21 protein-coding genes and 1 pseudogene are annotated in these 19475 nt (G+C 70.8%); 11 read left to right on the top strand and 11 right to left on the bottom strand.

What is annotated here, in order from left to right:
• Positions 1–3: 3 nt before the first annotated feature.
• Genes J4E96_RS08675 through J4E96_RS08685 form a run of 3 tightly spaced genes read right to left on the bottom strand, consistent with a single transcriptional unit; the run spans position 4 to position 2417 of the window.
• A complete protein-coding gene (locus J4E96_RS08675) occupies positions 4–1569 on the bottom strand; it encodes an APC family permease (RefSeq protein WP_227425353.1) in 1566 nt (521 codons plus the stop codon).
• A gap of 16 nt (positions 1570–1585) precedes the next feature.
• On the bottom strand, positions 1586–2113 hold the full coding sequence (locus tag J4E96_RS08680) for a DUF2249 domain-containing protein (protein ID WP_227425354.1): 528 nt from the start codon (positions 2111–2113) through the stop codon (positions 1586–1588).
• On the bottom strand, positions 2103–2417 hold the full coding sequence (locus tag J4E96_RS08685) for a DUF2249 domain-containing protein (RefSeq protein ID WP_227425355.1): 315 nt from the start codon (positions 2415–2417) through the stop codon (positions 2103–2105). The genes J4E96_RS08680 and J4E96_RS08685 overlap by 11 nt, the downstream gene beginning before the upstream one ends.
• An 81-nt stretch (positions 2418–2498) precedes the next feature.
• Here J4E96_RS08685 and J4E96_RS08690 point away from each other — a divergent pair, with 81 nt between their 5' ends.
• The 5 genes from J4E96_RS08690 to J4E96_RS08710 all read left to right on the top strand — a co-directional run bounded on the left by J4E96_RS08690 (position 2499) and on the right by J4E96_RS08710 (position 6414).
• A complete protein-coding gene (locus J4E96_RS08690) occupies positions 2499–3218 on the top strand; it encodes a helix-turn-helix transcriptional regulator (RefSeq protein WP_227425356.1) in 720 nt (239 codons plus the stop codon).
• Complete coding sequence (locus J4E96_RS08695) at positions 3215–3553, top strand: metal-sulfur cluster assembly factor (RefSeq protein WP_227425357.1); 339 nt, start codon at positions 3215–3217, stop codon at positions 3551–3553. The genes J4E96_RS08690 and J4E96_RS08695 overlap by 4 nt, the downstream gene beginning before the upstream one ends.
• Positions 3547–4668, top strand: a complete 1122-nt coding sequence (locus tag J4E96_RS08700; RefSeq protein ID WP_227425358.1) for a hypothetical protein — start codon at positions 3547–3549, stop codon at positions 4666–4668. The genes J4E96_RS08695 and J4E96_RS08700 overlap by 7 nt, the downstream gene beginning before the upstream one ends.
• Positions 4665–6125 carry a multicopper oxidase domain-containing protein gene (locus J4E96_RS08705; protein WP_227425359.1) on the top strand — a complete coding sequence of 487 codons (1461 nt, stop codon included), beginning with the start codon at positions 4665–4667 and terminating at the stop codon, positions 6123–6125. The genes J4E96_RS08700 and J4E96_RS08705 overlap by 4 nt, the downstream gene beginning before the upstream one ends.
• Positions 6126–6258: 133 nt before the next feature.
• On the top strand, positions 6259–6414 hold the full coding sequence (locus J4E96_RS08710) for a hypothetical protein (protein WP_227425360.1): 156 nt from the start codon (positions 6259–6261) through the stop codon (positions 6412–6414).
• Here the strand turns inward: J4E96_RS08710 and J4E96_RS08715 are convergent.
• Positions 6411–6995, bottom strand: a complete 585-nt coding sequence (locus J4E96_RS08715) for a helix-turn-helix domain-containing protein (RefSeq protein WP_227425361.1) — start codon at positions 6993–6995, stop codon at positions 6411–6413. The two genes, J4E96_RS08710 and J4E96_RS08715, sit on opposite strands and share 4 nt — an antisense overlap.
• Before the next feature lie 48 nt (positions 6996–7043).
• Between J4E96_RS08715 and J4E96_RS08720 the strand changes: the two genes are divergently transcribed.
• A complete protein-coding gene (locus J4E96_RS08720; RefSeq protein WP_227425362.1) occupies positions 7044–7916 on the top strand; it encodes a class I SAM-dependent methyltransferase in 873 nt (290 codons plus the stop codon).
• A gap of 43 nt (positions 7917–7959) precedes the next feature.
• Positions 7960–9039 carry an NAD(P)/FAD-dependent oxidoreductase gene (locus tag J4E96_RS08725; protein ID WP_227425363.1) on the top strand — a complete coding sequence of 360 codons (1080 nt, stop codon included), beginning with the start codon at positions 7960–7962 and terminating at the stop codon, positions 9037–9039.
• 43 nt (positions 9040–9082) lie between these two features.
• Here the strand turns inward: J4E96_RS08725 and J4E96_RS08730 are convergent, their stop codons facing one another.
• Together J4E96_RS08730 and J4E96_RS08735 are read right to left on the bottom strand one after the other, a co-directional pair.
• Entirely contained in the window at positions 9083–10165 is a 1083-nt protein-coding gene (locus J4E96_RS08730; protein ID WP_227425709.1) for an SDR family oxidoreductase, read from the bottom strand.
• Between the two features lie 493 nt (positions 10166–10658).
• Complete coding sequence (locus tag J4E96_RS08735) at positions 10659–10853, bottom strand: hypothetical protein (RefSeq protein WP_227425364.1); 195 nt, start codon at positions 10851–10853, stop codon at positions 10659–10661.
• 335 nt (positions 10854–11188) lie between these two features.
• Between J4E96_RS08735 and J4E96_RS08740 the strand changes: the two genes are divergently transcribed.
• The gene (locus J4E96_RS08740) at positions 11189–13003 is read left to right on the top strand and encodes a putative bifunctional diguanylate cyclase/phosphodiesterase (protein WP_227425365.1); all 1815 of its coding nucleotides are present in this window, start codon (positions 11189–11191) and stop codon (positions 13001–13003) included.
• A 234-nt stretch (positions 13004–13237) separates the two neighbouring features.
• On the opposite strand, the gene J4E96_RS08750 is transcribed toward J4E96_RS08740, so the two are convergent.
• The 3 genes and pseudogenes from J4E96_RS08750 to J4E96_RS08760 form a co-directional block, all read right to left on the bottom strand.
• A protein-coding gene (locus J4E96_RS08750; protein WP_227425366.1) for an IS3 family transposase occupies positions 13238–14397 on the bottom strand; the annotation gives its coding sequence in 2 pieces (ribosomal slippage) (positions 13238–14116 and positions 14119–14397; 1158 coding nt in all).
• Between the two features lie 69 nt (positions 14398–14466).
• Positions 14467–14892, bottom strand: a pseudogene (locus J4E96_RS08755) (dihydrofolate reductase family protein); the annotation flags it as partial.
• Between the two features lie 140 nt (positions 14893–15032).
• Entirely contained in the window at positions 15033–15875 is an 843-nt protein-coding gene (locus J4E96_RS08760) for a helix-turn-helix transcriptional regulator (RefSeq protein WP_227425367.1), read from the bottom strand.
• A 125-nt stretch (positions 15876–16000) separates the two neighbouring features.
• Between J4E96_RS08760 and J4E96_RS08765 the strand changes: the two genes are divergently transcribed.
• Positions 16001–16945 carry an SDR family oxidoreductase gene (locus J4E96_RS08765; protein WP_227425368.1) on the top strand — a complete coding sequence of 315 codons (945 nt, stop codon included), beginning with the start codon at positions 16001–16003 and terminating at the stop codon, positions 16943–16945.
• Between the two features lie 533 nt (positions 16946–17478).
• Positions 17479–17853, top strand: coding sequence for an ATP-binding protein (locus tag J4E96_RS08770; protein WP_227425369.1), 375 nt, complete (start codon positions 17479–17481; stop codon positions 17851–17853).
• A 199-nt stretch (positions 17854–18052) separates the two neighbouring features.
• Here the strand turns inward: J4E96_RS08770 and J4E96_RS08775 are convergent, their stop codons facing one another.
• Complete coding sequence (locus J4E96_RS08775) at positions 18053–18265, bottom strand: hypothetical protein (protein ID WP_227425370.1); 213 nt, start codon at positions 18263–18265, stop codon at positions 18053–18055.
• A gap of 52 nt (positions 18266–18317) precedes the next feature.
• On the opposite strand from J4E96_RS08775, the gene J4E96_RS08780 reads away from it, so the two are divergent.
• Positions 18318–18710 (top strand): DNA polymerase ligase N-terminal domain-containing protein, encoded by a 393-nt coding sequence (locus tag J4E96_RS08780; RefSeq protein ID WP_227425371.1) that lies wholly within the window; start codon positions 18318–18320, stop codon positions 18708–18710.
• Positions 18711–18733: 23 nt separating this feature from the next.
• Here J4E96_RS08780 and J4E96_RS08785 read toward each other — a convergent pair whose 3' ends face one another.
• On the bottom strand, positions 18734–19390 hold the full coding sequence (locus tag J4E96_RS08785) for a TetR/AcrR family transcriptional regulator (RefSeq protein ID WP_227425372.1): 657 nt from the start codon (positions 19388–19390) through the stop codon (positions 18734–18736).
• Between the last annotated feature and the right edge of the window lie 85 nt (positions 19391–19475).

Here is a 19475-nt window from a genome sequence, read left to right on the forward strand (position 1 = left end):
AGATCAGAACTCCTTGTTCGCGGGGGGCGGTTCGATGGGCGCGATCTCGCCGGGCTCGGCGTCCGGGGGTCGCAGCCGCTTCTTGCCGAAGAACTTCTCAAGCAGGAACAGCACGAGACCGACGGCCAGCAGGCCGGCGACCCAGTAGAGCGCGGCCGGGTCGTCGATCAGCGTGTAGGCCAGCACCGCCAGGTTGCCGACGATCCCGACGTACAGCAGCGGGGTGTTCGCCCGGTAGGTGCCGTCGGTCTCGTCCCGGCCGCGCAGCTTCAGGCAGGCGACGATGACCAGCGCGTAGATGAACAGCAGGAACACCACGGTGATGGTGGCCAGGCGATCGACGACGTTGAGCTGTTGGTCTTCGGGTAGCCCGACCTGGCTCGTTCGGATCACCGCCCCGATCACGAGCAGCGCGCCGACGATCGCGGCGCCGAAGAAGAGCGCGACGTAGGGGCTGCGGCGGGTCGGGTGGATCTTTGCGAACACCGCCGGCACGACGTCCTCGCGGGCCATGCCGTACAGGATTCGCGACTGCGCGACCACGGTGACCAGCGCCGTGTTGCTGATGGCGATCATGGCGATGATGCCGAAGATGACCAGCATCACCGCGGCCGGGATGATGAAGAGGTCAGCGCGGATGACCTCGAGCAGCGTCTCGCCGGCCAGCGTCTCGATCGGAACCGCCAGGGCGGCGGAGATGGAGACCAGGACGTACACCACGCCGGCGGTCATCATGCCGCCGATCAATGCGCGCGGGAACGCGCGTTTCGGGTCGATGGTCTCCTCGGCCACGTTGGCGGCGTTCTCGAAGCCGGTCATCGCGAAGAACGCCAGCGACACCCCGGCGAGCACGGCGATGATCGGCGAACCCTCGGCGCTGAACTCGAGCAGCACGCTCGGCTCGCCGACGCCGGTGACCAGGGCGATGATGCCGATGATGACGACGATGATGAGACCGCTCACCTCGATGAATGTCATGACGACGTTCGCCACCACGGACTCGGTGATCCCGATGAGGTTGATGATCGTGATGACCGCCACGAAGAGCAGCGCGACGATGGTGGCGGCCCAGATGGAATCCTCGGACAACCCCACCAGGCCGGCGAAGTACTTCACGAAGCCCGAGGCCAGGGACCCCACCGCGGCCATGTTGGCCGACAACATGCAGATGGTGATGAAGAACGTCAGTGCGGGGCTTCGGAAGGCCTTGTTGATGTACAGCGAGGCGCCGGCCGCCTGCGGGTACTTGGTCACGAGCTCCGCGTAGGCGAGCCCGGTGACGGTCGCGATCGCGACCCCGACCAGAAAGGCCATCCAGAAGGCGCCGCCGACGGCCGCGGCGACGAGGCCGACGAGCACGTAGATCCCGGAGCCGAGGACGTCGCCGACCACGTAGAAATACAGCTGTTTGGCGGTGATCGAGCGCTTCAGCTCGCTTTGTGGTGCGCTGGCCGCGGTGACTGGAATGGTCATGCGGGCAACCGTACTGTGAGGTGTGTTACATCTGCATTTCGAAAGCAAACCGGTTGTGGTCAGGATCGGAGCCTCTGATGCACCGATCCTGACCACAACCGAAACGCTCCGTCTAGGCCGCGGCGATGCGCCCGATCCGCACGCGCCACACCTCGGGCCCCTCCTCGAGGTACTCCCACGAGTACTCGCCCGGGTTCTCGGCGGCGAGCTGGTAGCCGAGCGGCTTCGGGTCGTGGTCGTTGACGAGGACGAACGCCGTGCCGGTCGGCAGCCCCGCGAAGGTGTCGAAGATCAATGCGTGCCGCACGCGGGGGATCTCGGTCCGGACGTCGATCAGGCGATCGGTCGTGGGCATGGGGGAGTCCTCCGGGGTTGTCGGGGCTGTCAGGGAGATCGGTGTGGCGGCCGCAGCGTCGAGCCGCTGCTCGAGCAGTGCGACGTGGTGCATGGTTCCGTCGAGGCGCTGGGCCTGGACCGGATGGGTGTGCCGGAGCAGCACCCAGGCGTCCGCCGCGAGCCGGCCCGCGCGGTGCGGCTGACCGGCCTGCCCGAGCTCGCGGCAGGCCCGCGCAAGAACGCGCGTGAGCCCGTCGACGAGGTCGCCGTCCGCCGTCCGGGCGGCCGCGGCCTCAGCCGGCACGGGTGATCTCGACCCGCCACACGAGCGGGCCCGCCTCGAGGTACGACCAGACGAACGCGTCGGGCCACAGCGCCTCGGTCTGGTAACGCAGCGGCTTGGGGTCGTGGTCGTTACGGATCACGAAGCTCTCGCCGGCCGCGAGCTGGCCGAGGCGCGCGAAGATGACCTCGTGCCGCGACCCGTGCGGCAGCGTGCGGACGTCGAGCTCGTGCTCGCCCGCACCGTCCCGGGGCGTGGCCGCGGCGTCGGCGGCGGGCTCGGCCGGCGGCCGGCTGAACGAGATCTGGTGGGTTTCGAGCGACATCGAGGGTCTCCTGAGGCAGTGGTGCATGGGGCTCGTGCGGCCCGAGTTGTTTTTACTACAGATTCAGGGAAAACTACAGCCGTGGCCCTTGAACCGATCGACTCGCGCACCCACCGAGTGCTGTCCGGCGTCAGCCGCGTCGCCGTCCTCGAGGCGCTGCGCGCGGGCCCGGATCCGCTGGACGTGGAGTCCCTCGCCGGTCGGGTCGGCCTGCACCCCAACACGGTGCGTTCCCACCTCGACCAGCTCGTCGAGGCGGGCCTGGTCACCTCCTCGATCCAGCCGCGGACGACGCCGGGCCGCCCCCGGCTGCAGTTCCGCGCGGTCGCCGCGGCCGACGCCGGGCCGGCGGACTCGTACAAGGTGCTCGCCGAGATCCTCGCGAGCGGCATCCGCGGCGCCGGGAGCGAGCCCGGCGAGGTCGCCGTGGCGGCCGGCCGCCAGTGGGGTCATCAGGTCGCACCCGACCACGGCGGCACGCCCGACGCCGCCGCCGCGCTCGGGCACATCGTGACGCTGCTCGACGACATCGGGTTCGCCCCGACGGTCAGCGCGACCCCCGACCCGACCGCGCCCACCGTGATCGAGCTGCACCGGTGCCCGTTCATGGACGTCGCGCGCGAGCACACCGACGTCGTCTGCGCCGTCCACCTTGGCCTCATCCAGGGCGCGCTGGACCAGATGCACGCACCGCCGACAGCGGTGCGCCTCGAACCGTTCGTGCGGCGCGACCTGTGTCTCGTGCACGTCTCGCCCGTGCCGGTCGGCAGCACGGCCGACGCCATCGGCGCCGGCGCATGAGCCGCGAGCCGCTCGCGGTGACCGCGCTGCTCGGCGCCGGGACCGAGGTCGAGCAGCTGCGCTACGCGCTGCGCGACGTCATCGACCCCGAGCTCGGGATCGACATCGTCTCCCTCGGGCTCGTGTACGGGCTCGAGCTCACCGACCGGGTCGCTGCGGTCCTGCTCACGACGACGACGCCGGCCTGCCCGCTGGGCGAGTACCTCACCGACGAGATCACGCGCGTCCTGCTCGCCGGCGGCGCCGTGGACCGCGTCGAGGTCGTGCTCACGCACGTGCCCGCCTGGACGCCGGACCTCATGAGCGCCGAGACGAAGCAGGCGTTCGGATGGTGACGGCCGCGGTCCGGCCCGCGCCCACGATCCCGCGGCTGCGCCTGCCGTTGCTGCTCGCGGCGCTGACGTGCCTGCTCGCCGGGCTCTGGGGCGGGCTGCTGCTGCTCGGCCTGCCGGTCCCGACCCTCGTCGCCGCGAGCGCCTCCGAGCACGGCGCGCTGATGGCGCTCGGCTTCCTCGGCACCGTCATCTCCCTCGAGCGTGCCGTGGCGCTCGGGCGGCGCTGGGCGTTCGCCGCGCCGGCGCTCGCCGGCGCGGGCGGGGTCGCGATCCTCACCGGCCTGCCCCCGGTCGCCGGGCGGCTCCTGCTGTGCGCGGCGTCGATCGTTCTCGTCGTGGTCTATCTCGTGGTGCACCGGATCCAGCCGGCGCTGCACCTGCGCGTCATGGCCGCCGGCGCGGTCTGCTGGTACGTCGCGACCGTGCTGTGGCTGCTCGGCTGGCCGGTGCCGCGGTTCGTCCCGTGGATCGCCGGCTTCCTCGTGCTGACCATCCTCGGCGAGCGGCTCGAGCTGGCGCGCGTCGCGCTGCTCACGCGTTCCTCGGTGCGGCAGTTTCTCGCCGCGACGACCCTGTTCGGCGCCGGCCTCCTGGCCAGCACCGTCCCGGCGTCGACCGGGGCGGTTGGGGTCCGCCTCGCCGGCGCCGGCCTGATCGGGCTCGCGCTGTGGGGCGCCGGGCATGACGTCGCTCGCCGCACCATCAAGCTCCCCGGTGTGACTCGGTTCATGGCGGTCTGCCTGCTCAGCGGGTACGCCTGGCTGTTGGCCGGGGGAGCGATCTGGCTGCTCGCGGGTGACCTCGGCGGCAGCGTCCGCGGGTACGACGCGGCCCTGCACACCATCTTCCTCGGGTTCGTGATGTCGATGATCTTCGGGCACGCGCCGGTCATCGTCCCGGCGGTGCTGCGCGTCCGGCTGCCGTTCCGCCCGTGGTTCTACGGCCACGTCGCGCTGCTGCACGTGTCGCTGCTCGCCCGCGTGATCCTCGGCGACGCGGCCGGCCTCACGGTGTGGTCGCGGATCGGGGGCGTCGGCACCGAGCTCGCGGTGCTCGGCTTCCTCGCCGCGTCCGTGCTCGCCGTCCGCGGCGCGCGACGAGCGCCGCGCTCGTGAGCACTAGTGCCCCCACCAGCGCCCCTGCCCCCGCCCCCGCCCCGACGAGCGCCCCCGCCGTGCCCGGCCGGACCGGGCGGCTGAGCGCCGTCGCGCTCGGCGCCGCGATGCTCGTCGTCGCGGTCGTGGCCGCCCTGGGCGGCGGCGCGTCCGCGGGCGACTCCGGTCGCGCCGTCGTGGCCGCGGGCGGCACCCAGACCGTGGCGGTGACCCTCGCGGGGATGCGGGTCTCGCCCGCGGTCATCGAGGTCGCCGCGGGCACCTCGCTGGTGCTCGAGGTCACCAACACCGACGCGATGCAGCACGACCTGGTGCTCGGCACGGGTGCGCAGACGCCGATGCTGGCGGGCGGCGACACCGCGACCCTCGAGACCGGCCCGGTGACCACGGCGATCGCGGGCTGGTGCTCCGTCCCGGGGCACCGCGTCGCGGGCATGACCCTGGACATCGTCGTCACGGGCACCGACGGCGAGCGCGCGCCGTCCGGGCAACCCGCGGCCGGGACAGGCCACGACATGGGCTCGATGGGCACCGACGGCTCCGCCGGGGCGGGCACCGCCGGCAGTGACGCGGCGGACCCGGTCGTGATCGATCCCGCCGCCGAGCCGGGGCCCGACTGGCGGCCGTACGACCCGACCCTGGCGCCGGCCCCCGGCGCGACCGAGCACGTCCTGACGATGACCGTGCGAGACACCCTCGTCGAGGTCGCGCCCGGCGCGCGGCAGACGCTCTGGACGTTCAACGGCACCGCGCCCGGCCCGACGCTGCACGGAAAGGTCGGCGACGTCTTCACGATCACGTTCGTGAACGACGCAAGCATGGGCCACGGCATCGACTTCCACGCGGGCTCGCTCGCCCCGGACCGGCCGATGCGGACCCTCGACGCGGGGGAGTCGCTGACGTACCAGTTCGTGGCCACCCACTCGGGCGCGTGGCTGTACCACTGCAGCACGATGCCGATGGCCCTGCACATCGCCAACGGCATGTTCGGCGCGGTCATCATCGACCCGCCGGGCCTGCCCGCCGTCGACACCGAGCTGGTCCTGGTGCAGTCCGAGCTGTACCTCGGCGCGCAGGACGGCACGGCCGACGAGGCGAAGATCGCGGCCGAGGAACCGGACGCCGTGCTGTTCAACGGCTACGCCGACCAGTACGTCCACGCGCCGATCCAGGTCGCGGTCGGGACGCGGGTGCGCGTGTGGGTGGTCGCGGCGGGTCCCCAGCGCGGCGCGGCGTTCCACGTCGTCGGGGCGCAGTTCGACACCGTGTTCAAGGAAGGTGCGTACCTCCTGCGCCCCGACAACCCCGAGCAGGGCGCGGCGCAGGTGCTCGACCTCGCGGCCGCGCAGGGCGGCTTCGTGGAGTTCGTGCTGCCCGAGGCCGGGCACTACCCGTTCACGAACCACGCGATGGTCGACGGCGAGCGCGGCGCGCACGGGACGTTCGAGGCGTCCTGAGCCCGTGCCCACCGGTCGGGGCTTTCGTGGAGCGGAGCTCGGGAGCCGCTCGGCTCGCGGGCTGCGCGTACCGACCGTAGCGTTGACCAACCCGGCGCGGCTGGCGCCCGGTACGACGAAGGGACGGCGACACATGGGGCTCAATCGATTTCTGCGGACCGGGCTCGTGCTCAAGGCGAGCCAGATCGCCGCGCGCGAGATGCGCAAGCCGGAGAACCAGCGCCGGGCCAAGGAGCTCGTCACCAAGGTGACGCGCCGCGGGCAGTCCGGACCGCCCCCGCGCGCCTAGCTGGACTGACCCGGCGTCGGCATGTGCGCCCGCTCCCCGTCCTGGTCGAAGATCGTCAGGATCTCCGCCGGCCCGTCCGCCGCCCCGATCGAGTGCGGCACCATCGTGGAGAACTCGGCGGCGTCGCCGGCCGCCACGAGCATGACCCGGTCGCCCAGGTAGAGGCGGATGGTTCCCGACAGCACGGTGAACCATTCGCGCCCCGGGTGCACGCGCTGGCGGTCCGGGCCGGACGGGTGCTCGGGGGAGAAGCGCATCTTGGCGACGGTCACGCCGCGGACGGTGCTCTCGCGGGACATCAGCCACGTCGTGACCCCGGCCGACTGCTGGGGTTCGGGGTGGATCACGACGTCGTCGTCGGCGGCTGTCTCGACGAGGTGGTCGAGCGTGGTGTCGAGGGCGCGGGCGATCGGCACCAGCTGGTCGAGGGCGATGCGCCGGTGGCCCGTCTCGATCCGGCTCAGGGTTGACGGGCTCAGGTAGCAGCGGGCCGCCAGCGCGTCCAGGGACCAGCCGCGCGCCAGGCGCAGGCCGCGGATCCGCTGGCGGATGACCGCATCCAGGTCGAGTTCTTGCTTCATGCGCAAGATGCTATGCCCGAACGGCAACTGCTGCCTAGTCTGATTGTCATGTCCTACGACGCGCACACCCACCTCGACGCGCACACCCACCTCGACGCTGGCGACGCCCGCCATGACCACGACGCCAACTCCGCGCGCCTGCCCGAGCTGCTCGACCTCGACGCCCAGGTCCTCGGCGCGTACCTGCCCGCGGTGACCGCCTGGATCGCGACGCACGTCGCGGACGTCCGGACGATCCTCGACCTCGGCGCGGGGACCGGCGTCGGCTCGGTCGCGCTGGCGGAGCGCTTCCCGGCGGCGCAGGTGCTCGCGCTCGAGCGGTCGCCGGCGATGATCGACCGCCTCACAGCCGCGAGCCGCGACCACGGCCTGGCCGGCCGCGTGCGGCTGGTCCCCGCCGACCTCGACGAGCCCTGGCCCGACCTCGCCCCCGCCGACCTGATCTGGGCCTCGAGCGCCCTGCACGAGGTCGCCGACCCCGCCCGCGTGCTCCGCGCCGTCCGCGCCGGCCTGCGCCTCGGGGGAGTGGCGGTGGTCATCGAGATGGTCGGCCTGCCGAACCTGCTGCCCGACGACGTCGGCTCGGGCCGGCCCGGACTCGAGGCCCGGTGCCACACGGCCCTCGCCGCGGCGGGCTGGAACGGCTATCCCGACTGGGCGCCGGCGCTGGAGGCTGCCGGGCTCGACGTCGTCGAGCAGCGCCGGTTCCCCGCCGAGGTCGGCCCCGGCACCCTGCGGGCCGAGGAGTACGCCCGCGCCAGCCTGCGCCACCAGCGCGTCGCCCTCGCAGACGCCCTCGCGGCCGAGGACCTGGCCACCCTCGACCGGCTCCTGGCCGACCACGGCCCCGACTCCCTGCTGTCCGGCTCCCGATTGACGGTCCGCGGCAGCCGTATCGCCTGGCTTGCTCGCCGCCCCTGATCTCGCGCGCGTCTCGCGTGCCCTGCCCCAGAGGAGTCCCGCTATGACCTCCCCGACCAACTCACCCCACGACGTCGTCATCGTCGGCGGGGGAACGGCCGGCCTCAGCGCCGCCGTGACCCTCGCGCGCTCGCTGCGTGACGTCGTCGTGATCGACGCGGGCGAGCCCCGCAACGCCCCGGCCGCGGGCGCGCACAACCTGCTCGGCCGCGAGGGCATCCCCCCGCTGGAGCTGCTCGAGGCCGGCCGCCGGGAGGCGCTCGCCTACGGCGCGCAGATCCACCGCGGTCGCGCGAGCACGGCCCGGCGGACGGCCGACGGCTTCGAGCTCACCCTGGCCGACGGCGCCACGGTGACCGCCCGGCGCCTGCTGCTCGCGACCGGCCTGGTCGATGAGCTCCCCGACGTGCCCGGCGTGCGCGAGCTGTGGGGCACGCAGGTGCTGCACTGCCCGTACTGCCACGGCTACGAGGTGCGCGGCACCCGCATCGGGGTGATCGCCACCGGCTCCAACGCGGTGCACCAGACGCTCCTGCTGCGTCAGCTCAGCGCCGACGTCACCCTCTTCCTGCACGAGGGCCCCGAGCCCGACGACGAGGCCTGGGACCAGCTCGCCGCCCTCGGCGTCACCGTGGTCATCGGCCAGGTCCGCGAGCTCGCCCGCGACGGCGACCGCCTGCGCGCCGTCGTGCTCGCCGACGGGCACTCGTTCGCGGTCGACGCCGTCGCCGTCCAGCCGCGCTTCGTCGCCCGCGGCGACCTCTACGAGCAGATCGGCGGCACGCAGACCGAGAACCCGATGGGCCGCCACCTGACGGCCGGACCCACGGGCGCGACCGAGCTGCCGGGGGTGTGGGCCGCGGGCAACGCGGGCGACCTTAGCGCGATGGTCGGCGCCTCGGCCGCCCAGGGCGTGCTCGCCGGCGCCGCGATCAACGCCGACCTGGTCATGGCCGACGTCCGGGTCGCGGTTCGGGAGCGGGCGGACCGGGCTCGGGTGGTCGGTGCCGGCGCGGCGGCCGGCACTAACGGGCTGGCCGGCGACTTCTCGCCGGTGATGGAGGCGCGCGTCGCGGAGCTGGTGCTCGGCGACCGGCGCCACGGTTTCGCCGTCGACGGGTGACGCCGTCGACGGCGCAGGTCACCCCGCGCTGGCGGCGGGGGATTCACACCGGGGGCAGGACGCGCTCCGCCCGGTAGCGGTCGAGGACCGCGAGCAGCGCTCGCTCGGTGTCGACGTAGCCGGTGAAGCCGGCCAGGCGGCTGCGGCTCATGTCCGCGAGCACATCGCCGTCGCGCCCGAGGTCGCCGTCGGTGTGCCACCAGGACGCCACCCGCGACAGGTCCGGTTCGACGAGGCCGTGCTCGGCGACGAGGCGCGCCCACACGGGTCCGGCGTCGGCCATCTGCTCCTCGAGCGGGGCGGGCCGCTCGGACGGGCCCTGCGGCTGGACGCCGAGGTGGGCCGCCAGGTGGGGCCACAGGCGGCGCCAGCGGATGACGTCGCCGTCGACGATGTTGAAGGCGGTGTTCGCGGCGCCCGGAGTGGTCGCGGCCCAGAGCTGGTGGTCGGCTAGCAGGGCAGCGTCGGTGAGGTCAACGAGGCCGTTCCAGGCGCCGAGCGAGCCGGGGAAGATGAAAGGCTGGCCGGAGGCCCGCGCGATCGCGGCGTAGGCACCGAGGGTCGAGGCGAGGTTCATCGCGTTGCCGACGACGTGCCCGATGATCGTGTGCGCTCGGTGCACCGACCAGGTGAACCCGGAGGCCGCGGCCGCAGCGAAGAGCTCGTCCTCCTGGGTGTAGTAGAAGTTCTCCACCGGCCGGCGTGCGGCGTCCTCGAGGAACGGGGTGTCGGGCAGCACCCCGACGCCGTAGGACTCGAACGGACCCAGGTACTGCTTCAGGCCGGTCAGCAAGGTGACGTGCCGGACCGAGCCCTGCGGACCCAGCACCGCCAGGAGGTCGCGCACCATCGCGCCGTTGACGCGGATGTTCTCGGCCTCGGTGTCCTGGCGGGACCAGGCCGTGATGAACACGTGGGTCGGTCGCAGCTCACCGAGCGCCGCCTCGAGGCTGGTCCGCGAGGTGAGGTCCGCTGCCACGTGCTCGGCGCCGGGGATGCCCGACGCGCGCCGCGACAGGCCCGTCGTCCGCCAGCCGGAGGTGACGAGCTGCTCGACGAGCGCCGACCCGGCGATGCCGGTGGCGCCCACGACCAGGGCGTGCGCGTGCTGGGGTGGCGTGCGCACGGGGGTGGGCGCGCGGTCCGGGCGCTGGTCGCTCGGCGGGCGTTCGGAGGTGGGGGGCACGGCGAATCTCCTGGTCGGGGTCAGTGGTGTGCCGAACGATAGTTCGGTGGCGGCGGGGTGCTGGTGCAACCCTGGTGACGATCACCGCGGAGATCGTCTTGTCGAAGCAGTGACGGCTGGCGCTCGACCACCGCTGCATCCGCTGGGCTCGCCGAGGGCGGGGAGCGTCGTCCGGATTGACACGTGACCACGAAGAACGGGACGTCGGCTTTCGCTGGACAAGGCCTCACCGATAGCCGCCGCCTCGCTGGGCAATTCGTGCCTGCCGTAGAAGAGCGGTTCGCGCGGACGAATCAGGCGAACGTGTCTTCTCGATTGACCCTGTCGGTCGCCGAGTGCCGCTCACAACGCGTGCTGGCGCGCGGCAGCGTCGTGCGGTGTGCCGCGATATCCCGCGGCCGCTCCGCACGACGCTGCCCGCGGCAGTCGGGGGTCAGACGCCCGAGCCCCTGAGCCCCGCCTCGATCTCTGCTTCGGTGCTATCGGTCGGCGCGGCTGGATCGTCGTGCGTGGTCACATCGGTGTCCGGTGCGCCCTCCACCGCAGACCCCACGAGAGCCTCGCGCTCCTTCTCGAGAGCACCTTCGCTGGTTTCACTCACAGGTTCCCTCTTCTCGTCGTAGCTCACGTCATTGTGACCTGCGCCACTACGGTACGCCGTTCACCGAGGTCGACGGTCGAGCCCCTTCATCCGACGCGACGGGTCGCTGGCTACCTCGTGGCTTCGCGGGGCGGCCGAAGGAGCAGCGGCGACGGCTGCGATCCAAGTTGCGGGGTCTCGCGGGCGAGGAGACGATTTAGGCGGAGTTTCCCATTGAAGGCACGCGGAGAGGGTTGCGATGGGTCCCCGGGGGGCGGCTGTCGGCATCGAAGACTTCGGGGCGACCGAGTCGTCCCACTCTGCCCGCTTAGGTGCCGCTGGCACCCACGGGTGCCGTCACGCGACTCGGCAGGAAGGATCCCATGCCTGACGAGGACGATCTGTCGCTGTTGCTGAGCGAGTTCGCGCGGACGATGGTGACGGATTTTCCGATCCAGGCGATCTTGGATCACCTCGTCGTGCGGATCGTTGACGTGCTGCCGATTACTGCAGCGGGTGTGAGCCTGATCGAGTCAGGGGTCGCTCCGCGGTTCGTCGCTGCGTCAAACTCCGATGCGCTGCGGTTCGAGATGTTGCAGACGGACCTGGGCGAGGGGCCGTGTCTGAGCGCCTTCTATTCGGGCGAGCCATCCTTCGTGCCCGACCTCGCCGCTCAGACGAAGTTCCCGAAGTTCGGCCCGGCCGCGCTGAAGGAAGGCATGGCCGCGGTGTTCGCGTTTCCGTTGCGTCACGACGACGGCCGGCTGGGCGCGCTGGATCTCTACCGTGATGTCGCGGGTCCCTTGTCGGACCGGGCTCAGGTGGTCGCCCAGACTCTCGCGGACGTGGGCGCGGCCTACATCCTCAACGCTCGGGCGCGCGACGACATCACCCAGGCCGCGGACTGGTTTCGTGAGAGGTCGCTGCACGACCCGCTGACTGGGCTGCCCAATCGGGTCCTGCTCATCGAGCACCTCGAGCAGGCGTCTGCCCGCGCCCGCCGCACGCACCGCAGCGCCGCGATCCTGTTCGTTGATCTCGACAAGTTCAAGCGCGTCAACGACACCCACGGGCACACGGTTGGGGATTCGCTGCTCATCGCGGTAGCGCGTCGGCTCGAGAGCCTCGTCCGGCCGGGGGACACGGTCGCCCGCGTGTCCGGCGACGAGTACGTGTACCTGTGCGAGGACCTGACGTCCCCCGCCGACGTCGACGTTCTCGTCGACCGGGTGACCAACGCCTTCGCCACGCCGTTCTCGTTGCCCACCATGGAGCTGTCCGTGACGGCGAGCATCGGCATCGCGTACTCCGGTCCGGGCGAGGAGATCACGGACCACCTGATCATTGACGCCGACACGGCGATGTACCAAGCGAAGGGACGCGGCGGCGCAACCCACCAGGTGCTCGACCTGCGCGCCGCGAACGAGGCGAGCTACCAGAACGAGCTTGAGCGGGACCTGCGAACTGCACTGGACGATTCGGCGCTTGACCTCGCCTACCAGCCGATCGTGCGCACCTCCGACGGGAGGCTGCAGGGCGTCGAGGCGTTGCTGCGCTGGACGCATCCGACGCGGGGTCGAATCCCCGCACTGGTGGCGATCGCTACGGCCGAGAAGGGCGGGTTCATCACCGAGCTCGGCGAGTGGGTCTTCGAGCGGAGCTGCCGCGACTGGAACAGATGGTCCGCCGATCACCCGGACCGCCGGCTCGACCTCTCGGTCAACGTGTCCGCGCGGCAGCTCATGAACCCAGAGTTTCTGCCGACGGTCGAACGAGCGCTGCGCTCAACGGGCATGGACCCGGCCGCCTTCGTGGTCGAGGTGACCGAGACGGTCCTGGGCGAGGACCACGACAGAGTCCTCGCCATCCTGCGCGACCTCAAGACGCTCGGAGCCAGGCTCGCCCTCGATGATTTCGGCACCGGCTACTGCTCGCTCACTCACCTGCGGCGGTTCCCGATCGACATCGTCAAGATCGACCGGTGCTTCGTCTCCGCGATCGGGACCGACGCTGCATCGACCGCCGTCGTCGAGTCGGTTGCACACCTCGCGCACGCGCTCGAGATGTCGGTTTCCGCCGAGGGTGTCGAGACCGAACGCCAGCGCGACGGACTGGTCGAGGTGGGATGCGACTCGGCGCAGGGCTACTACTTCTCTCGCCCGCTAACCACCGGCGCGCTCGAAGCGCACCTGGCCTGAGCGCGAGCGCCGCCCCGTCGCGCGGGAGTGGCCAACGTGCCAGGGCAAAACTGCGTCACGTCGTGACGTGCGTGGGCCGGTATCGCAGAGCGACAGCTCCCGACCGAAGCTCATGGCGGTCCACGAGCTCGAGCTGGATGCTCTCGCGCAGACCGGCGAGCAACGTCGGCCCGCGTCCGGCAAGGACCGGCTGCACAAGGAAGGGTCTGCTGCACGAATAGGTGACAGTCGGTCTCAGGCGGCGAGTGCGACCTGAGGGGTGTTGATGGTCTCGTACTCGATGGGGGTCAGTCGACCCAGGCGGGCCTGGCGTCGGCGGCGGTGGTAGGTCCGTTCGATCCACGTGATGATCGCCAGGCGGAGCTCGTCGCGGTTGGTCCAGCGGCGCCGGTCCAGGACGTTCTTCTGCAGCAACGAGAAGAAGCTCTCCATCGCCGCGTTGTCCCCGGCCGAGGCGACTTGCCCCATCGATCCGACCAGGGCGTGTCGGTCCAGCTCGCGCAGCACCTTTCGGCTTCGAAATTGGCTGCCCCGGTCCGAGTGGACGATGCAGCCGGCCACGTCACGACGGCGCTGCGCGGCGCTGGCCAGGGCGTTCACCGCGATCCGGGAGGTCATGCGGTCGCTGATCGAGTACCCCACGATCCGGTTGGAGTACACGTCCTTGATCGCACACAGGTAGAGCTTGCCCTCGGCGGTGGGGTGCTCGGTGATGTCCCAGAGCCACAACCGGTTGGGTGCGTCGGCGCGGAAGATCCGCAGCACGCGGTCGTCGTGGGCTGGCGGGCCGGGCTTCTTGCCGTTCTTGGCGCGCTTCTTGCCGAACACCGACCACCACTGGTTGTCCCGGCAGATCCGCCAGACCCGCCGGTCACTGGCGCGCAGGCCGGCCTTGTCGGCTTCGTCGGCCAGCAGCCGGTGCCCGAACTCGGGATCGTCGACGTGGGCATCGAACAGCACGTTCGCCAGGTACGCCTCGTCCAGGTCACGAGCTGTGATCGGCGCGGCGAGCCAGCGGTAGTAGGGCTGTCTGGCGAGCTTGAGGACCCGGCACGTCACCGCGACGGGGATCCCGTCGCTAGCGAGCTCACTCACGAGCGGGTACATCATTTTCCCGGCAGGTGCGCCTGGGCGAAGTACGCCGCCGCGCGACGCAGGATCTCGTTCTCCTGCTCGAGGAGCCGGTTGCGGCGACGCATCTCGCGCAGCTCGGCCGACTCGCTGACCGTTACGCCGGGACGGTTGCCGTCCTGGACGTCGGCGGCCTGCATCCAGTTGCGCAGGCACGACTCGCTGATCCCGAAGTCTTTCGCGATCTCTTTGATCGGAGCATCACCGCGGCGGGCCACGGCCACGACGTCGTCGCGGAACTCCTTGGGGTGGGGTCTGGGCACGGTGCACATCCTTCCAGCGGTGCCCTCCGGCACCACAGGTCAGGCGTCACCTATTCGTGCAGCAGACCCGAACTCGTACTCGTCGATCAGTCCCAGGTCCGCCAACGCCGAGGGGAGCGTCACGCCACCCACCCACAGGCCTGCGCCTGACTCTTGCTTGAGCCGCTGAACCGCTTGCTCGAGGTCGCCTCGCACCAGCTCGGCATTCCAATCGACCCCGCTCAGCGTGCTCGACACGACGTACTTGTTCGCCCGGTCGATGGTCTCGGCGAACGGGATCTGCGCCTCATCCATCCAGTCGGGCCACGTGCCCGTCGCAGGCTTTCGCCACGCCGACTCCATCATCTCGTAGGTCACCCTGCCGAAGAGCAGGGCATCGGCTCGTTCCAGCTCAGCGGTCCAGTAGCGCATCGACTCCTCGTCCGGGGGGAGCCCCGCCTCGTGATGGCAGCAGCCGTCGAGCGTGACGTTGATCGAGTATCGAAGCGGTCTCATCTCGTTGTTCTCCCTTGATGTGCGCCGCCCTCACCGGACCGTACTCGGACCACTGCCGGCGCCACTTCTCATCGGGCCGCCGATCGCACCTAGGTGGAGGTCCGTGGGGTGCCCGAACGGCCATCGGGCAGCCGTCGTGATCAGTTGAGCTGCTGCGCGCCGATGACGGAGAGCAGCTGCAGCTTCTCGTAGCTCTCTGTCCCGGGCACGGCCGTGTAGACGAGGAGAAAGTGCGACTGGGCAGGGTCGATCAGCGTCTGGCAGTTGAGCTCGAGGGTCCCGAGCTCATGGTGGGCGAAGTGCTTGACCTCGGCGGGTCGGACGCCGACCTCGTGCATGTCCCAGATGGTGCGGAACTCCTCGCTCCGCGAGAGAAGGTCGTCGGCGAGCGTGGCTGCGCGCGACGGGCGGCCACGCAGCGCCATGACCTCGCGCAGCCCGCAGACCCATAGCCGCGAGAGGAAGGGGTGGTCGTCCGGGGCGTAGAGGCGGCGGCTCGACGGGTCGGTGAACCAGCGGTAGCCGATGCTGCGGGCAGGCCCCGTGAGGCTGGCTGTGTCTCCAGTGAGCGCGACGCCGAGCGAGGTCTGTCGCAGCGTCTCGCCGAGCTCAGTGACGATCTCCGCGGGCGTGTCCTCCAGGCGGTCGAGGATGCGCAAGAGGCCGGGGCTGATGTGGCTGCTCGACGCGCCCGGGAGGGGCAAACGGTGCCCCGCCAACCGGAACAGGTGGTCGCGCTCGGCGACCGACAGGTGCAGGCCCTGCGCGATCGACGCGATCATCTGCTCCGACGGCTGCGGTCCGGCACCGCGCTCAAGGCGGGCGTAGTAGTCCGACGACATGTGGCACAGGACCGCGACTTCTTCGCGGCGCAAGCCCTCGGTTCGCCTACGCCGACCGCGCGGCAGACCGACGTCTTCGGGCTGCAGCGCCTCTCGTCGGTTGCGCAGGAACTGCGCCACGCCCCGTCGATCGATCGCCATGGCCCTCCTCGGGTCGTCGAGACAGTTCTACAGCGCGGCGATCCGGGTAGCCACTGACTGACATGCCCTGGTTACCACTCGCGATCCGCGCGAGGGTCAAGCCACACCACGACCTGGGAGCACCAATGGCACGCAGACCTCTCGACATCACCATCCCCAACCTGACCGGCACGCGGGCGGTCCTGACTGGCGGAAGCGACGGGATCGGCCTGCGCATCGCTACCCGGCTCGCCGCAGCGGGCGCCACCCTCGTGCTGCCCGTCCGCAACCTGCCCAAGGGCGAGGCGGCGATCGCGACCATCCGCGAAACGGTCCCCTCGGCCGCCGTGTCGTTGCACCCGATGGACCTCGCGTCCTTGGAGTCGGTCGCAGCCTTCGGCGAGACGATGCGCCGCGAAGGCAGCCCGATCCACCTGCTGATCAACAACGCCGGCATCATGACCCCACCTGCCCGCCAGACCACCGACGACGGTTTCGAACTCCAGTTCGGCACCAACCACCTCGGCCATGTAGCGCTGGTCTCGCACCTCTTGCCTCTCCTTCGCGCCGGTCGCGCGCGCGTCACGTCGCAGGTGAGCGTCGCGGCGAACCAAGGCGCCATCAACTGGGACGACCTCAACTGGGCGCATTCGTACGACGGCATGCGCGCCTACAGCCAGTCAAAGATCGCCCTCGGCCTCTTCGGTCTTGAGCTCGGCCGACGCAGCGCTGCCAACGGGTGGGGCATCTCCAGCAACCTGTCCCATCCCGGCGTCGCACCCACAAACCTTCTGTCCGCCCGCCCGGAGCTGGGGCGTACCGGGGACACCCGCAGCGTGCGCGTGATCCGCTGGCTGTCCGGCCGCGGCATCCTCACCGGCACCCCGGAGTCCGCGGCGCTCACGGCTCTCTACGCCGCGATCTCCCCCAACGCGAAGTCGGGACGGCTCTACGGCCCTCAGGGACTTGCCCATATGGGCGGCGCACCCGCCGAGCAGACGCTCTACTCCCGCCTCCGCAGCGAGGACGAAGCCCGGAGCGTCTGGCAAGTGTCCGAGGAGATGACGAGAGCACCCTTCCCTGTCGGCTGACGGTCGCGCGTCCAACGAGGGTGTCACTGCGCTGCGCACTGTCGACGTCTCACGGAGCTCTCAGACAAGACGAGCGTCGAAGAATGACGCTCGGTGTGGGTACCTCGCAAACCTCTCAAACGTTGCGGGTTTGAATGAAGTTGTCCCCCTGAGGGGCGGGAAGTATCGATCGCCTGTAGCGTCGGAAATGCGCGCTGGGGAGCTAGGCAGCCCGGGACCCAGTTCACACGCGAGAGGCACCGACGCCCTGATCAGGCGTCGGTGGCCTTTCACCTAGCTATTTTCGAGAGCGTTGGTTCGGGGTTTCACACGGGTGCCTGCACGTGCGTGTGAAGATTGTTTTCCGAGACTCTAACGTGGCTCGAAATTGCATCGGCGCTGGAGCCCGGCAATACCGAGTTCAGTCGCCCATCAGCCCTGGCACCCTGCCCCGCTCCGTGATGACCGAGGTTGCGACCTCGCCAAGCGACCTACCGGGCCGCGCATCGACGGCACGCCTCAGGTACCCCGCGCGACACGCGAACGGGAGAGACATGAGCTTGCAACTCACGGCAGACACCAAGTCCATCGCCTTCGGGCGGAACTGGGTTGCATCGGTCGCGATCGACAGCGGAGCTCCGACGGACCGAGTCTCCGTGATCAAGCTCCTGAGCGGCGAGCTGATCACCAACGCGATTCTGCACGGCCCTCCCGGAGGGGCGGTGACGGTCCGCACGTTCCGGGTGGAGAAGAACCTCCGGGTCGAGGTCGACGACGCGGGGACCGAGGTGCCGCACCTGCGTGAGCCCGAGCTGACCGCGAGCGGGGGACGAGGTCTCCTGCTCATCGACACGTTCACGGCTCGGTGGGGCTGCACCATGCGCGGCGCGGGAGGCAAAACCGTGTGGTTCGACCTCTTCCTCGGCTGAGGCCTAGACGAGGTCATCCATCGACGATCCCGCCGCCTCGAGGATCGCCGCGACCCTGCGCAGCGCTAGCTCGGTCTGGGCCTCGATGCCCGCGGGGATCTCCGTATCACGATGTCTCCTCCGGTCTGCGTGAGTGGATCTCCACAGTGTGTGGCGGCGCACCGCCGCTGGCATCAGCTCGCCTGCTCGGCGGACACGGTCAGGGGGTGTCGCCGTCGGCGCGGTCGTGGTCGTGGTCGTAGCGGGCCAGTTGCGCGAGCGGCACGGACCGCAACCGTCCGTGCTCCAGGTGGACCGACCGGGCCACCACCCGGGCAACCTCGTGCCGGACGGTCACGATCTCCCAGACGTCCCGGCCCCGCCCGCCGAGAACCACGAGGTCGCCGATCCCGAGTGCTGGTCCAGAGCCCATGCTGTTCAGTGGACCATCAGCCACCGACGCGTCGCGGGCGGATGATGATGCGATGAGCGACGCCGAGAACGGCGCGGGTGCGGTCGGCGCGCCACGGCCCGCATTCGTGCTGCACGAGCACCTGAAGCCGCGCCACCACTTCGATCTACGCCTCGAGGAGGACGGTGTGCTGCGCTCCTGGGCGCTGCCTCGGGGACTGCCCAGCGCGTCGTCGGCCGATCGCCTCGCTGTGCAGGTCCCGGACCACGACCTCGATCACCTCGCCTACGAGGACGCGGACAAGACCGTGGCCGACACGGGCTGGTGGGAGGAGCACGACCGGACGGAGCACCGCATCCTGCTGACGCTGCACGGCAGGCTCGGCCCGCGGCGCTACGCGCTCATCCGGACCGCTCGCGGGTGGCTCCTCCACCTGACGAAGGAGCAGCCCGGCCCGGGCACCTAGCGCGTGCACGCAACCGCTGCGCGTCACGGCTCCGGTGAGAGGAGGTCGCGGAACACCTGGCCGAGCGGGCCGCTCAGGTCATCCGAACCGGCAGACGCGAGGGGCTGCACGGCGGCGGAGGTCCGGAGCATGAGGACGCCGAGCATGGTGGCGATGGCGAGCTGCGCGCGCAGCAGGAGGCCAACGGCGTCTGGCGCGTCGGCGGTCCAGCCTGCGGCGGTCGCGAGCCGGCGGGTGAAGTGCTCCAGCGTTCGTGAGCGGATTCGGTCGGCGTTCACGTCACCGGAGGAGCGCAAGAGCAGCAGCAGCTGCAGGGGGTCGTCTCCGTCGGGCGCGTTCACCACGTGCGCGATCAGCCGCTCGACCACCTCGTCGAGCCCGCGCGACGGGGCCGGGTTCTGCTCGTCCAGCTCGTCGGAGGTCCGTGCCATGCACTCCTCGAACAGCCCCTCCTTGGACACGAAGTAGCGGTTGATCAGGGCGACGTTGACGCCGACGTCCGCCGCGATCTCACGGACCGTGGTGGCCCGGTATCCCTGCGTGGCGAACCGGCGCCGGGCGGCCCGCACCAGGGCACGTCGGGTCGCAACCGCATCCCGGCCCGAGCGGACCAGCTCGTCGTCTGCCGACGTGCCGGGGCCGGCCGCCACCCCGGGCGAGCGCTCCCGCGTACTGGTCATTTCACGATCCTCCTGTGGGCGACATCTCGTCGATGAAAGTCGACGCGTGTTGACATGATCGCGCGGAGTGCTGAGACTGGTCAAG

The organism is Pengzhenrongella sicca, from assembly GCF_017569225.1.
Classification (GTDB): Bacteria; Actinomycetota; Actinomycetes; order Actinomycetales; family Cellulomonadaceae; genus Pengzhenrongella; species Pengzhenrongella sicca.

Bases quoted from the DNA above. Each gene is read 5' to 3' on its own strand.
- J4E96_RS08685 (WP_227425355.1), bottom strand. From the start codon at position 2,417: ATGTCGCTCGAAACCCACCAGATCTCGTTCAGCCGGCCGCCGGCCGAG.
- J4E96_RS08695 (WP_227425357.1), top strand. From the start codon at position 3,215: ATGAGCCGCGAGCCGCTCGCGGTGACCGCGCTGCTCGGCGCCGGGACC.
- J4E96_RS08700 (WP_227425358.1), top strand. From the start codon at position 3,547: ATGGTGACGGCCGCGGTCCGGCCCGCGCCCACGATCCCGCGGCTGCGC.
- J4E96_RS08710 (WP_227425360.1), top strand. From the start codon at position 6,259: ATGGGGCTCAATCGATTTCTGCGGACCGGGCTCGTGCTCAAGGCGAGC.
- J4E96_RS08715 (WP_227425361.1), bottom strand. From the start codon at position 6,995: ATGAAGCAAGAACTCGACCTGGATGCGGTCATCCGCCAGCGGATCCGC.
- J4E96_RS08720 (WP_227425362.1), top strand. From the start codon at position 7,044: ATGTCCTACGACGCGCACACCCACCTCGACGCGCACACCCACCTCGAC.
- J4E96_RS08725 (WP_227425363.1), top strand. From the start codon at position 7,960: ATGACCTCCCCGACCAACTCACCCCACGACGTCGTCATCGTCGGCGGG.
- J4E96_RS08740 (WP_227425365.1), top strand. From the start codon at position 11,189: ATGCCTGACGAGGACGATCTGTCGCTGTTGCTGAGCGAGTTCGCGCGG.
- J4E96_RS08760 (WP_227425367.1), bottom strand. From the start codon at position 15,875: ATGGCGATCGATCGACGGGGCGTGGCGCAGTTCCTGCGCAACCGACGA.
- J4E96_RS08765 (WP_227425368.1), top strand. From the start codon at position 16,001: ATGGCACGCAGACCTCTCGACATCACCATCCCCAACCTGACCGGCACG.
- J4E96_RS08770 (WP_227425369.1), top strand. From the start codon at position 17,479: ATGAGCTTGCAACTCACGGCAGACACCAAGTCCATCGCCTTCGGGCGG.
- J4E96_RS08775 (WP_227425370.1), bottom strand. From the start codon at position 18,265: ATGGGCTCTGGACCAGCACTCGGGATCGGCGACCTCGTGGTTCTCGGC.
- J4E96_RS08780 (WP_227425371.1), top strand. From the start codon at position 18,318: ATGAGCGACGCCGAGAACGGCGCGGGTGCGGTCGGCGCGCCACGGCCC.
- J4E96_RS08785 (WP_227425372.1), bottom strand. From the start codon at position 19,390: ATGACCAGTACGCGGGAGCGCTCGCCCGGGGTGGCGGCCGGCCCCGGC.